This window comes from Neobacillus fumarioli NBRC 102428 (assembly GCF_001591485.1).
Lineage (GTDB): Bacteria > Bacillota > Bacilli > Bacillales > Cytobacillaceae > Neobacillus > Neobacillus fumarioli.
This window is the reverse complement of the sequence record NZ_BCUZ01000003.1, coordinates 1-14,156: the sequence shown is the minus strand read 5'-3', so window position 1 is coordinate 14,156 and position 14,156 is coordinate 1. Positions and strand designations below refer to the sequence as shown.

Sequence of the window (14,156 nt, the reverse complement as noted above, 5' to 3'; positions counted from 1 at the left end):
CCATATGTATGAAACAATCATTTATTCGATAAAAAACGGTGCTGCCTGGATTACTCTAAACAGGCCCGATACCTTAAATGCCTTCATTTCCCAAATGAATCATGAAATAACTCATGCGATTAAAAATGCATCCTTATCTGAAGATGTAAGAGCAATTGTGATTACGGGGGCCGGGAGAGGATTCTGTTCCGGCCAGAACCTTTCTGAAGTAGATGAAAGTATGGATCATGGTGAAGTATTAAGAAAACAATATGCACCGATGATGAAGCAAATTTATCAGTGTGAGAAACCGATTATCGCTGCTGTCAATGGGGTAGCTGCCGGTGCCGGGTTTAGTCTTGCGCTAGCCTGTGATTTTCGTCTGTTATCAGACCGAGCAAGCTTTCTTAATGCTTTTGTCCACATCGGGTTAATTCCGGATTCGGGTAACAGTTATTTTCTTACTAGATTAGTAGGAGAAGCAAAAGCGCTGGAAATATCTGTATTAGGCGAAAAAATTCCTGCTGATCAAGCATTATCTCTTGGATTGGCAACCAAAGTGTATCCGGCCGATCACTTTGAGACGGAAGTTCAACAATTCGTTGATCGGATTGCCGCCATGCCAACAAAAGCTGTTGGGTTAATAAAACGGACGATGAAAGCAGCCAGAAACTTATCCTTCACCGATTATTTAGAAGAAGAAGCTCAGGGGCAAAGAATTGCCGGGCTCTCAAGAGATCACCGTGAAGGTGTTCAGGCATTTATAGAAAAAAGAAAACCTATATTTATCGGAAAATAATAGGAGGTTCATGGGATGACAGTACAAACGAGCAATCCAATTTCATTAAAAAGAGATTTCTATCATTTAATCATTAATGGCGAAAAAGTAGAAAGTTCAAATGGGCAAACCATTAAAACCTATAATCCCGCTACTGGAGAATTGGTGGCAGAAGTGGCTAAAGCATCTCAAGAAGATGCTGAAAAAGCTGTACTTGCTGCACGCGCATCATTTGATCATGGTAAATGGCGCAAATATCCTGTTGGCCGCCGTTCACAAGTATTAAATAAAATCGCGGCTATTATGCGCTCCCGTTTTAACGAACTTGTAGAACTTGAAATCTTGGATACTGGAAAAACATTAGCGGCAGCCCAAGGACAAGTGACACAAGCAATTGAGGATTTTGAATTTTATGCTGCTGCAATTGTCGGACACCGGGGTGTTGTAAACAATGTGCCTGGCCAGTTCCACAATTATACGGAAAAAGAAGCTGTCGGTGTCTGTGCACAAATCATACCATGGAACTATCCGCTTATGATGGCAGCCTGGAAAATTGCGCCTGCCATTGCTGCCGGCTGCTCGGTTGTTGTGAAACCTGCCAGTCTGACCCCTTTAACTGCTATCATTCTAGGGGAAATCTGCTTAGAAGCAGGTGTTCCTGCCGGGGTTGTCAATATTGTTCCAGGTTCCGGTTCTGAAGTTGGGAATTACCTCGTGGAGCATCCGAAGGTAGATAAAGTTGCCTTCACTGGTTCCACCCCGATCGGCAAAGATATTATGAGAAAAGCATCTGATACTTTGAAGCGGGTAACACTTGAACTTGGCGGTAAGTCACCTAACCTTGTATTTGAAGATGCAGATATTGATGCAGCAATTGATGGCTCGTTATTCGGCATTTTCTACAATAGCGGACAATCTTGTGAAGCACGTTCTCGTTTATATGTACACGAAGATATTTATGATGAATTCGTCAGCAAATTTGTTGAAAAGACGAAAAAGCTTGTTCTCGGCAATCCTTTTGATAAGGGTACCCATGTAGGGGCAATTATTGACCAAGCCCAGTTGGATGTCATCGACGGTTATGTAAAATCAGCCATCGAGGAAGGTGCTACCATTTTAACGGGAGGCAAGCCTGCTAAAGTAGATGGCTACGAAGGTGGATTCTGGTATGAGCCGACTGTTATTGCTGATGTTCATCATAACATGACCGTTGTAAAGGAAGAAATCTTTGGCCCAGTTGTAGTAGTCATGAAATTTAAGGATGAAAAAGAAGCGATTCAACTTGCAAATGATACTGAGTATGGCTTGGGGTCGGCTGTATGGACGAAGGACGGAGCCCGTGCCACTCGTATTGCCAACCAAATTCAAGCAGGGATTGTAATGGTGAACTGTCCGTTTTCAGCTTTCCCGGGTACACCATTCGGGGGCTATAAACAATCTGGTTTCGGCCGTGAACTTTGCATTGAAACCTTGGATCTTTATACGGAAACGAAGAGTATTATTTCTTACTATGGAAGTCGTCCATTAAATCCACTAGGAGTTTAAAATCCCATTTGTGCGAATGAGACAAAGCTTTCTCATTCGTACTTCTTTATACTGGAAAGGAATGGTATATAAATGAGAAATATCGTTGTTGTCGGTTCCGGGGTAATGGGACGTGGAATTGCGTATGTCGGGGTAATTGGCGGATTTTCAGTTACATTGGTAGATGTAAATGAAACAGCACTGGAGAGTGCAAGAAACGAACTGAATTCCCTTTTTGCCAAAGGGCTTGAGCGGGGGAAAATTTCGCCTGAGCAACTCCGGCAGGCAAAAGACAATTTATGCTATTTAACGGATCTACCGAAAGCTTGTGCAGATGCCGATTTGATTATTGAGGCCGTACCGGAAAAGGCTGAAATCAAAAAGCAAGTATTTGAAACAATGGAGAAGTATGCGCCGGCGCATTGCATTTTTGCAACGAATACATCGACGATGAGTCCTACAGAAATTGCCTCTTACGGTCATCGGGCTGATCGTACCATTGCGATGCACTTCTTTAATCCGGTTCATAAGATGCCGCTTGTGGAAATTGTTCGTGGTTTGGAAACGAGTGATGAAACCGCGGAAACCATTACAAATGTGGCCCGGAAAATGGGGAAAGAAACAGTGGTCATCAATGAATTTCCTGGTTTTGTAACAAGCCGGATTAGCTGCTTAATTGGTAATGAAGCTTTTTATATGTTGCAGGAAGGTCTTGGTACGCCTGAAGATATTGATAAGGCAATTAAACTTGGCTTAAATTTCCCAATGGGACCGTTTGAATTGGTTGATCTAGTTGGACTGGATGCCCGTTTAAACAATTTACGGTATTTACATGAAAAATTAGGAGAGAAATATCGGCCGGCACCGTTATTAGAGCAATATGTCCGAGCAGGAAGATTAGGCCGCAAAGTTGGCAAGGGAGTCTATGATTATAGCAAAAAAGAAGAGTTGGTGAAAAAATGAGAGAAGTAGTAATAGTTGATGCCGTTCGAACTCCTATTGGAAAGTATAAAGGGGCTTTAAAAAGCGTCCGTCCTGATGACCTGGGTGCGATTGTCATTAAAGCGTTGCTTGACCGCAATCCTCAATTGCCTCCGGAGCAAATTGAAGATGTGGTATTTGGCAATGCCAACCAGGCGGGAGAGGATAATCGAAATGTAGCCAGAATGTCGGCACTTCTTGCCGGCCTGCCTGTTACAGTGAGCGGAACAACGATTAACCGCCTGTGCGGTTCCGGTCTTGATGCGGTGATTTATGCCGCAAGAGCGATAGCAGTTGGTGAAGGTGATATTTATATCGCAGGCGGAACCGAGAGCATGACAAGGGCTCCTTACGTTATGGCCAAGCCTGAAGTTGATTTTCCCAGAGGTTCAATGGAACTTCATGATACAACAATCGGCTGGCGCTTTACCAATAAGAAATTGGAAGCCATGTTTGGGGCAGAATCGATGCCGCAAACGGCCGAGAATGTTGCTAAGCGTTATTCAATTACACGCGAAGAACAAGACTTGTTCGCGTTCCAGAGTCAAATGCGGGCAAAAAAAGCAATAGAGAATGAACGATTTGCCAATGAAATGGTTCCTGTCCGTTTTAATGACCGGAAAGGGAATGAGATTGTGGTAACAAAGGATGAGCACCCACGCCCGGATACTACTTTGGAAAAGCTGGCAAAACTAAAACCGATTTTTGAAGGCGGTACGGTTACGGCCGGAAATGCTTCGGGAGTTAATGACGGGGCTTCCGCATTGTTATTAATGAGTTCCGATAAAGCTAATGAGCTTGGATTAAAGCCGATGGCAAAATATGTTGTTGGTGCAGTTGCCGGCTTGGAACCTTCTGTTATGGGTCTTGGTCCGATTTACGCAACAAGAAAAGCGTTTACAAGAGCAAATCTCACGATTGAGAAAATCGGATTAGTTGAATTAAATGAAGCCTTTGCATCTCAGTCCATTGAATGTATCAAACAACTTGGGATGGACCAAGAAAAGGTAAACGTAAACGGCGGGGCAATTGCCTTTGGACATCCGCTCGGTGCCAGCGGAGCAAGAATTTTAACCACCCTTGTTCACGAAATGAAAAAACGAAATGTTCAATACGGGCTTGCGACCATGTGTATTGGTGTCGGGCAGGGAATAGCTGCAATCATCGAAAATATTGACAATTAGCATAAAAGCCCTAAATAGCTTGCTATTTAGGGGTTTTTTAAAAGTAAAGTAAATTTTGGCTTCGAGAATTGTCCAGCGCAAGCGGCCTAGCCTTACGTTATGTGCTCCTGCTCCAGCTCGTCGCATGCCTACAAGGATTATTCGGAGAAGCAAGCAGGCTGACCAAGGCACTTGAGCTTTTCTAAACAAATATGGGGGATGATGTTAGATGGCAAATGTGTTATTTCATATAGAAAATCATATCGGATATGTGACGGTCAACCGTCCGGAGGTCCTAAATTGTTTTAATTATGAAACACTGTGTGAACTTCAAGAGGTTGTAAACAACATTTCCTTACATTCTGATGTTCATGTCGTCATTTTTACCGGTGCCGGTGAAAAGGCATTCAGCGCAGGTGCGGATTTAAAAGAAAGAAGAACACTGAATGAAACAGAGGTTAGAAGAAATGTAAAAGCAATTCGCGAGGTGTTTAACAGTATTGCTTTGCTTCCGCAGCCGACGATTGCAGCTGTTAATGGTTACGCTCTTGGAGGAGGCTTTGAATGGCTTTTAGCGTGTGATTTTGCAATTGCCGCTGAGGGAGTCATGATGGGATTAACTGAAACAAGCTGGGCTATTATTCCAGGTGCTGGCGGAACACAGCGTCTGCCGCGATTAATTGGAGAAACAAAAGCAAAGGAGCTAATTTTTACAGCGGAAAAAATATCTGCTGAAGAAGCATGTAAGCTAGGAATCGTTCTTAAGGTTGTCCCTCGTGAACAATTGTTAATAGCTTGCCAAGAATTTGCAGCAAAGATGATGAAAAATGGGCCGGTAGCCATTAGGCAGGCTAAATATGCCATTACAAGAGGAATGAACACGGACCTGCAAACAGGACTTGAAATTGAAGCAAAAGCTTATGAACTAACGATTCCGACGGAGGATCGGTTAGAAGCATTAGAGGCGTTCAGTGAACGGAGAGCCCCGCAATTTAAAGGAAAATAACATTGCCTTTTTTAAAATAATCGATATAATAAAAAAGACGTTCGTACAAATTGTGTAATATGAAGGTGGAATGGAGGTGAATATCATGGCTGGAAATACGCGCTCCATGATTTTTACCATTTACGGAGATTATATCTATCATTATGGTAATAAAATTTGGATTGGCAGTTTAATTCGTCTGTTAAAGGAATTTGGACATAATGAGCAGGCTGTTCGGGTCGCTGTTTCCCGAATGGTAAAACAAGGATGGCTACAATCTGAAAAGAAAGAAAACCGCAGTTATTATTATCTTACGAAACTTGGAGTCAGCCGGATTGAAGAAGCGGGAAAACGTATTTTTAAATTAAATCCAAATGAATGGGACGGCAAATGGCGAATTTTAATGTATACCATTCCAGAAGAAAAAAGATCCATTCGGGATGAGCTGAGAAAGGAACTGTTGTGGAGTGGCTTCGGCAGCTTTTCAAATGCATGCTGGATTTCGCCAAATAATTTGGAGAAAGAAATGGAACTGCTGATTGAAAAATACAATATAAGCGATTATGTTGACTATTTTGTATCTGAATATATAGGTCCTAAAGATCATCAAACCTTGGTTAAGAAAAGCTGGCAGCTGGATGAAGTTGTGGAGAAATATGAGGAATTTATTATCAAATACTCTAAGCAGTTCATTGCGAACCAAGAAATTATCCGCCGCGGTGAAATGTCTGATGCAGAGTGTTTTGTTGAGCGCACAAAGCTTGTCCATGAATATCGGAAATTTCTGTTTATAGATCCTGGTCTTCCTAAAGATTTTCTGCCGGATAACTGGAACGGTACTCTGGCAGCCAGCTTATTTAACCAATACTACCGTGTTCTTGCTGAACCCGCCAGCCGATTCTTTGAAAGTATTTTTAAGGAAGACAATGATATTTGCAAAAAAGATGAAACATACGATGCCCAGTACCATCCGTTTATGGTTCAGTAAAATGAAGCAGCTTTTCTTCTGGTATGAGAAGAGCTGCTTTGTTGTAAATGGATGTTGTGCAGAATCCTTGAAAGGGGAAGCTAAGAATGAGCTTAGTAAATGAATTGCTTTCAATCAAATATCCGATCATCCAAGGGGGAATGGGAAATATCAGCAATGCCCAGCTGGCTGCTGCAGTATCAAATGCGGGCGGACTAGGAACCATTGGGTGCGGAACCATGAGCCCAAACCAGGTAGAAACTATTATAACAGAAACAAAAGAAATGACTGTATATCCTTTTGCGATTAATATACCTATTAATGTAAGCCCATACACTGAAGAATTGATTCAACTCGTGATTCGGCATAAGGTTCCGGTCGTATCACTGTCTGCAGGTAACCCAGCACCTTATATTGATTTGCTTCATGAACATAGCATAAAAGTAATCGCAATCGTCGCATCCGTCAAACATGCCAAAAAGGCAGAGGAGGCGGGGGCAGATATTTTAGTAGCGGAAGGATTTGAAGCAGCAGGTATTAACTCAAATTTAGAGTTGACTACATTTACGTTGATCCCGCAAATTTGTAAACATGTCTCAATTCCCGTTGTAGCCGCAGGGGGAATTGGGGACGGGCACGGTTTGGCAGCTGCCTTGATGCTTGGAGCATCAGGGGTACAATTGGGGACGCGATTAATTGCTACCAAGGAAGCTCCTTTTCATTCAGTGTATAAAAATAGATTGATAGAGGCAGGAGATAACGAGACCGTTATTTTGGGACGCTCTGTAGGTCAAGTACGGCGGGTATTAAAATCACCCTATGCTAAGCAAATTATCGATTTAGAACAACAAGGTTTATCTGCCGAGCAATATCGTCAGATGACATCGGAGGATTATCATATAAACGGGGCTTTGCTTGGAGATGAAAATAATGGTTTTATGAACAGCGGTCAAATTGCCGGTCTGATAGACGATTTGCCATCTGTGAAGGAATTACTGGATGGCATGATGAATGATGCCCTGACAGTTATGAAGGAGCGATTACATGTTTTTACATGGCCGTCTGAAAAGTCTTAATGAAGGGATTTTGTTAAATGGAGAATAAGAACAAGAAATTCGACTTAATGGAAGTTGTGACAAAAGGGGCCAATCCGCCAAATTGTGATCTAACGATGCAGATCAAAGTAATAGAAGCTTATGATGGGACAGCCAGGGGAATCTGGAAGGTTGACGATCAATTTATAAATGGGATTGGAGTTGCTATGGGCGGTTTTGTTTCGTCAGCTGCTGATATTATGATGGCTTATGCAATTGCTTCAAAAATAAGCAATAAACAATCCTTTACGACAATTGATTTACATATAACCTTTCATCGGCCTGTTATGCAAGGAGAAGTTATGGTTGAGGCAAGAGTAGAAAGAATGGGAAAACGGACTGCATATGTTACAGCGGAATTAATTCAAAATAATAAGAAGACCGCTGATGCTGTTTCATCTGTGATCATTATAAGCGAATAAGATTAGAAGGGAAGGACTGATTACCTTCCCTTTTTAATGGTTTATCATATCAGGTTCATGGCAATATGGTATAATAACAACGCCTATCAAATTACTGAGAATTTATAAAGAACAAAGCGGCCGTAAAAGGATTGTGGAACGACATTTCAATGTTTGGTATAATAAAAGGATTGAATGAATAGAGGTGCATCAGTTTGAAAATATCGACAAAAGGCCGTTATGGCCTGACGATTATGATTGAGCTTGCAAAAAATTATGGTGAAGGTCCAACTTCGCTAAAAGCAATTGCCCAAGCCAATGATTTATCAGAACATTATTTGGAGCAATTAATCTCACCTTTAAGAAATGCTGGATTAGTAAAAAGCATCAGGGGTGCATACGGCGGTTATATTTTATCAAATGACCCTTCAAAAATTACCGCCGGGGATGTAATTCGTGTGCTTGAAGGGCCGATTACTCCTGTTGAAGGGATAGAGGATGAAGAGCCGGCAAAACGGGAGCTGTGGATCCGTATCCGAGATGCTATTAAGGATGTGCTGGATAATACAACATTAGAGGATTTAGCAAGCCACAGTGAAGACACTAAGCCGGAAGGTTATATGTTTTATATTTAATGTTAAAGGTATTAATAGAGAATTTTTTGGACTAGAGGTGTCATGATGGAAAGAATCTATCTCGACCACGCTGCAACCTCTCCGATGCATCCAAAGGTTATTGAAAGGATGCTCGAAGTTATGCGTTCCGTCCCTGGAAATCCTTCCAGCATTCATTCCTTTGGCAGGGAAGCACGCCGCGAGCTTGATTTGGCCAGGGAAGTAATGGCGAAAAGCATTGGGGCGAAGGTTAACGAGATTATTTTTACCAGCGGCGGAACAGAAGCGGATAATATGGCGTTATTCGGCGTGGCCGAAAACTATCAGCAATTTGGAAAGCATGTGATCACAACGGCAGTCGAGCACCATGCTGTCCTTCATGCTTGTCAAAAATTAGAACAGCTCGGCTTTGAAGTGACGTATTTGCCGGTTGACGAAACGGGGAGAATTTCTGTCAGTGACCTTGAGGCAGCATTAAGAGACGACACCATTCTTGTATCGGTCATGTATGGCAATAATGAAGTTGGAACTTTGCAACCGATTAAAGAAATTGGCGAGCTCCTTAAAAATCATCAGGCGAAATTCCATACGGATGCAGTACAAGCATATGGGATTGAAAACATGGATGTGGATGAATGCTTCATTGATCTGTTATCCGTTTCAGCTCACAAAATTAACGGTCCAAAAGGGACAGGCTTTCTTTATGTACGATCCGACGTTAAACTTGCACCGCGTTTATTTGGCGGCGAGCAGGAGAGAAAGCGCCGGGCCGGAACTGAAAACGTTGCTTCCATTGCTGGATTTCACGAAGCAGTAGTAATTGCCAACAAAGAACGGGATGAAAAAAGAGAAAAATTCATCAACTTTAAAAAGATGATGGTACAAAGGCTGCAGGAGCTAAGCGTAGAGTTTGCGATAAACGGATCGCTTGAAAATTCCTTGCCGCATATATTAAACTTAAGTTTCCCAGGAACAAACGTAGAAGCAATGCTTGTGAATCTTGATTTGGGAGGAATTGCTGTATCAAGCGGATCGGCCTGTACAGCAGGTTCGATTGAGCCTTCCCATGTTCTTGTGGCAATGTTTGGCAAAGAATCAGAGCGGTTGACGAATTCCATTCGCTTAAGCTTTGGCTTCAGCACAACAGCTGAAGAAATTATAAAAACAGCAGAGGAGACAGCAAAAGTTGTCTCGCGTCTGAAAAAATAAATTCATGATCCTTGAAAAAAGAGAGGTGAAACAAATGGAACAAAAAGATCCTAAAAATACGCGCGTTGTTGTCGGCATGTCCGGCGGGGTGGATTCATCTGTTGCAGCGCTGTTGTTGAAGCAGCAAGGTTACGATGTCATCGGCATTTTCATGAAAAACTGGGATGATACAGATGACAATGGTGTTTGCACCGCGACGGAGGATTATAATGATGTCATTCGTGTCTGTAACCAAATCGGCATCCCTTATTATGCAGTGAATTTTGAAAAGCAATATTGGGACAAGGTGTTTACTTACTTTTTGGAAGAATATAAAGCAGGTAGGACGCCAAATCCGGATGTGATGTGTAACAAAGAAATCAAGTTCAAGGCTTTTTTGGAGCATGCGATGAGTTTGGGAGCAGATTACTTGGCGACTGGTCATTATGCCAGAGTTGTGTATCGTGACGGGGAATATAAAATGCTCCGCGGCATTGATGAAAACAAGGACCAAACCTATTTCTTAAACCAATTAACCCAGGAGCAGTTAAGTAAAGTCATGTTCCCGATCGGCCACTTGGAAAAAGCAAAGGTTAGGGAAATTGCCAAACAGGCAAACCTTGCAACGGCAGGAAAGAAAGACAGTACAGGAATTTGCTTTATCGGAGAGCGAAATTTCAAGGAATTCTTAAGTCAATACCTGCCGGCTCAGCCGGGCAATATGGAAACATTTGAAGGAGAGATAAAAGGCCGCCATGAAGGATTAATGTATCATACGATCGGCCAGCGCCATGGACTTGGAATCGGCGGAGCCGGTGAACCTTGGTTTGCCATCGGCAAGGATTTAAAACGAAACGTTCTATATGTCGGCCAAGGGTTCCATAATGAGAAACTCTATTCTGATGCAATTATTGCCACGAATGTCAGCTGGGTTTCCAACCGGCCGAAACCGACGGAATTTGATTGTACGGCAAAATTCCGCTACCGTCAGGAAGACCATAAAGTAACGGTTCGTCTTTTGGAAGGCGAACGATGCCAAGTGTTTTTCCACGAACCAATCCGCGCTGTCACGCCAGGCCAGTCCGCTGTTTTTTACAATGGCGAAGAATGCCTTGGCGGCGGCACGATTGATGAAGTGTATAAAAATGGCGAACGTTTGACATATGTCGGATGATTTTATCCCTGATTCCGCTTTCGGAGTCGGGGATTTTTGTACAAATATGGTATAATTTTTAGTAGATCGGAGTTGAAATGATGGATAAAAACCAAATAGGTATTCAATATATGCAGGAAGGGAATCTGGAAGAGGCGGCAAAGGCTTTTCATGATGCGATAAATGAAAATCCGAATGATTCGGTTGGCTTTATCAATTTTGGTAATGTGCTTGCCGCGCTTGGAGATCATGAGAAAGCATTAAAATTCTATAAGAAAGCAATGGAGCTAGATGAGAACGCAGCGGCAGCTTATTATAGCGCTGGGAACCTTTATTACAAAAGTGAGGATTACGAGAATGCTAAAACAATGTTTGAAACTGCGATGAAAAAAGGACTGGATACCAGCGACAATTATTTTATGCTGGCAATGACCTTCGTCAACCTTGGTCAGGGTAAATTGGCTCTTCCCTATTTACAGCGCAGTGTGGAACTGAACGAGAAGGATGCGGAAGCCCGGTTTCAATATGGCTTAGTTCTTGCCCAGCTTGACTTCATTGATGAAGCAATGGTCCAATTGGAAAAATGCCTGGAAATTGAGCCAAATCACGCAGATGCCTATTATAATTTGGGCGTTTCCTATGCGTTCAAAGAAAATGCAGAAAAAGCACTCGAAATGTTTCAAAAAGCATTGGATATTCAGCCGGATCATTTATTAGCCGGACATGCGAAACAATTAATCGAAACGAAACAATAGGATTTTCATTTTATTAGATGAAAGGAGGGGGCAAGATGGAAAAACAAGAATCACTTGATTTATTTTCCGAACAGGGCAAGTTTATCAAAGGTAGGCCGATTGTGACGATTTTCCATAATGAACAAAACCTTTATACCGTGTTAAAACTTCGGGTGGATGAAACGAATGATCAGTTTCAAGATAAAGAAGCGGTCATAACAGGTTATTTTCCGCGGATTCATGAACAAGAAACATACATATTTTATGGCCGCTTTACGGAACATCCAAAGTTCGGCATGCAATTTCAGGCAGATCATTTTCGCAAGGATATGCCGCAAACCAAGCAGGGGATCATTGCTTATTTATCTGGTGAAATGTTTAAAGGAATCGGCAAGAAAACAGCTGAAAGCATTGTGGAAACGCTGGGGGAAAATGCGATTTCCAAAATTCTCAATCAGCCGTCACTGCTTGATTCTGTTCCGAAGCTCCCTCCTGATAAAGCAAAGCTCCTTTATGATACATTAATGGAGCACCAGGGCCTTGAGCAGGTAATGATTGCCTTAAATCAATATGGTTTCGGCCCGCAGCTGTCAATGCGGATTTATCAAGTATATAAAGAAGAAACGTTGGATATTATTCAAAAAAATCCGTACCAGCTTGTTGAAGATATTGAAGGAATTGGCTTTGTCCGGGCGGATGAGCTTGGATATCAGCTTGGGATCACAGGAAATCATCCTGACCGGATTAAAGCAGCCTGCCTTTATACATTGGAGAATGAATGTTTGCAAACAGGGCATGTTTTTTTGCAGGCGAAAGATTTACTTGAACAGGTAAAAGCACTTCTTGAAGAAAATAAGCGGGATGTCATTGAGTATACAGATATATCGAATGAACTTATCAAGCTTGAAGAAGAGGGAAAAATAATCGGAGAGGAACAGCGGATTTATTTGCCGTCGTTATTTTTTGCTGAAAAAGGGCTTGTAACAAGTATCCAGCGGATCTTGAAACAGACGCAGTATCAGGAACAATTTCCTGAGTCGGAATTTCTTCTTGCCCTGGGAAGTCTTGAGGAACGGCTTGGCGTTCAATACGCCCCTACCCAAAGAGAAGCGATTCAGACGGCATTAATGTCGCCAATGCTGATTTTAACAGGAGGGCCTGGTACCGGAAAAACAACTGTTATCAAAGGGATTGTTGAGCTTTATGCTGAACTTCATGGCTGCTCTTTAAATCCGCAAGACTATCGAAAAAAAGATGAGCCTTTTCCAATTTTGCTGGCGGCTCCTACAGGAAGGGCAGCTAAACGAATGAGCGAATCTACCGGGCTGCCGGCTGTGACGATCCACCGCCTGCTTGGATTTAATGGCACAGAGGGCTTCGAGCGGGATGATGCCAGTCCATTAGAAGGGAAAATTTTAATTGTCGATGAAACATCAATGCTGGATATTTGGCTTGCCAATCAACTGTTTAAAGCTTTGCCGGAAGAGATACAAGTCATTCTGGTTGGAGATGAGGACCAGCTTCCATCTGTCGGTCCCGGACAGGTGCTGAAAGACTTGCTGAGGTCGGAACGGATACCAACTGTCCGACTGACCGATATTTACCGGCAGGCAGAAGGATCTTCTATCATTGATTTGGCACATGAAATTAAACACGGAAAGCTGCCGGCGGATGTTACAAAGAAGCAGGCTGATCGTTCTTTTATCCGATGTACGACGGCACAAGTTGCGGAAGTGGTGGAGAAAATTGCCTTAAACGCGAAGAACAAAGGTTATTCCGCCAAGGATTTTCAGGTACTGGCACCGATGTACAGGGGTCCTGCCGGAATTGACCGGTTAAATGTCTTGCTTCAGGAAATTTTTAATCCGAATCCAGACGGCAAGAGAAAAGAAATTACGTTTGGTGATGTAAAATACCGCATCGGTGATAAAGTGCTTCAGCTCGTAAATCAGCCGGAAAACAACGTATTTAACGGTGATATCGGTGAAATCATCTCCATCATCTATGCGAAGGAAAATACAGAAAAGCAAGATATGATTTATATTTCCTTTGAAGGTAATGAGGTCGAGTATACAAGACAGGATTTAAATCAAATTACCCATGCATATTGTTGTTCTGTTCATAAATCCCAGGGTAGCGAATTCCCGATCGTGCTCTTTCCCGTCACGAGAAGCTATTATCGGATGCTAAGGAGGAACTTAATTTATACGGCCATCACAAGAAGTAAACAATCCTTAATCCTATGCGGCGAAGAAGATGCCTTGAGGATGGGGGTTGAAAGAGCGGACGAGCTTTCAAGACAAACCACATTATGTGAAAAACTTCAAGCAGCCATTCCGCCACAAACAGCAGCCTTTAAAGCAGAAATAACCGAAAGCGGGCTTTCTTACGAGGAAGAACTGATGTTGGTTGATCCGATGATTGGGATGGAAAACGTTAGCCCGTATGATTTTATGTGACAGGACAAGCCGTAACCCTTAATAATTCTCAGCACAAAATTCAAAAAATAGGTGTTGCTAGGAGCGATTTTAACAAAATTAGATTTCGCTTTGTGTATCATGGGGTCAACTTAATTCAATAGGAAAACAAAAGGGG

Annotated in this window: 13 protein-coding genes; all 13 read left to right on the top strand. The window is 42.5% G+C overall.

The window, feature by feature from the left end:
- Positions 1 to 4: 4 nt before the first annotated feature.
- The 13 genes from BFU02S_RS01110 to recD2 all read left to right on the top strand — a co-directional run bounded on the left by BFU02S_RS01110 (position 5) and on the right by recD2 (position 14,020).
- Entirely contained in the window at positions 5 to 778 is a 774-nt protein-coding gene (locus BFU02S_RS01110; protein WP_066365424.1) for an enoyl-CoA hydratase-related protein, read from the top strand.
- Positions 779 to 793: 15 nt separating this feature from the next.
- Entirely contained in the window at positions 794 to 2,302 is a 1,509-nt protein-coding gene (locus BFU02S_RS01105; protein WP_066365422.1) for an aldehyde dehydrogenase family protein, read from the top strand.
- Between the two features lie 72 nt (positions 2,303 to 2,374).
- Complete coding sequence (locus BFU02S_RS01100; RefSeq protein ID WP_066365420.1) at positions 2,375 to 3,244, top strand: 3-hydroxyacyl-CoA dehydrogenase; 870 nt, start codon at positions 2,375 to 2,377, stop codon at positions 3,242 to 3,244.
- On the top strand, positions 3,241 to 4,446 hold the full coding sequence (locus BFU02S_RS01095; protein WP_066365418.1) for an acetyl-CoA C-acyltransferase: 1,206 nt from the start codon (positions 3,241 to 3,243) through the stop codon (positions 4,444 to 4,446). Before BFU02S_RS01100 ends, BFU02S_RS01095 begins: the two co-directional genes overlap by 4 nt.
- Positions 4,447 to 4,654: 208 nt before the next feature.
- A complete protein-coding gene (locus BFU02S_RS01090) occupies positions 4,655 to 5,431 on the top strand; it encodes an enoyl-CoA hydratase-related protein (protein WP_066365408.1) in 777 nt (258 codons plus the stop codon).
- Between the two features lie 85 nt (positions 5,432 to 5,516).
- Positions 5,517 to 6,398, top strand: a complete 882-nt coding sequence (gene paaX, locus BFU02S_RS01085; protein ID WP_066365407.1) for a phenylacetic acid degradation operon negative regulatory protein PaaX — start codon at positions 5,517 to 5,519, stop codon at positions 6,396 to 6,398.
- 86 nt (positions 6,399 to 6,484) lie between these two features.
- Positions 6,485 to 7,453 carry an NAD(P)H-dependent flavin oxidoreductase gene (locus BFU02S_RS01080; protein ID WP_066365405.1) on the top strand — a complete coding sequence of 323 codons (969 nt, stop codon included), beginning with the start codon at positions 6,485 to 6,487 and terminating at the stop codon, positions 7,451 to 7,453.
- 17 nt (positions 7,454 to 7,470) lie between these two features.
- Positions 7,471 to 7,893, top strand: a complete 423-nt coding sequence (locus tag BFU02S_RS01075; RefSeq protein ID WP_066365403.1) for a PaaI family thioesterase — start codon at positions 7,471 to 7,473, stop codon at positions 7,891 to 7,893.
- Positions 7,894 to 8,087: 194 nt separating this feature from the next.
- Complete coding sequence (gene cymR, locus BFU02S_RS01070; RefSeq protein WP_066365400.1) at positions 8,088 to 8,507, top strand: cysteine metabolism transcriptional regulator CymR; 420 nt, start codon at positions 8,088 to 8,090, stop codon at positions 8,505 to 8,507.
- 45 nt (positions 8,508 to 8,552) lie between these two features.
- On the top strand, positions 8,553 to 9,695 hold the full coding sequence (locus tag BFU02S_RS01065; RefSeq protein WP_066365397.1) for a cysteine desulfurase family protein: 1,143 nt from the start codon (positions 8,553 to 8,555) through the stop codon (positions 9,693 to 9,695).
- A gap of 34 nt (positions 9,696 to 9,729) precedes the next feature.
- Positions 9,730 to 10,848: a tRNA 2-thiouridine(34) synthase MnmA gene (gene mnmA / locus BFU02S_RS01060; RefSeq protein WP_066365394.1), complete on the top strand. Its 1,119-nt coding sequence runs from the start codon at positions 9,730 to 9,732 to the stop codon at positions 10,846 to 10,848.
- Positions 10,849 to 10,928: 80 nt separating this feature from the next.
- Positions 10,929 to 11,582, top strand: coding sequence for a tetratricopeptide repeat protein (locus BFU02S_RS01055; RefSeq protein ID WP_066365392.1), 654 nt, complete (start codon positions 10,929 to 10,931; stop codon positions 11,580 to 11,582).
- Positions 11,583 to 11,617: 35 nt separating this feature from the next.
- A complete protein-coding gene (gene recD2, locus BFU02S_RS01050) occupies positions 11,618 to 14,020 on the top strand; it encodes an SF1B family DNA helicase RecD2 (RefSeq protein WP_066365391.1) in 2,403 nt (800 codons plus the stop codon).
- Positions 14,021 to 14,156 lie beyond the last annotated feature (136 nt).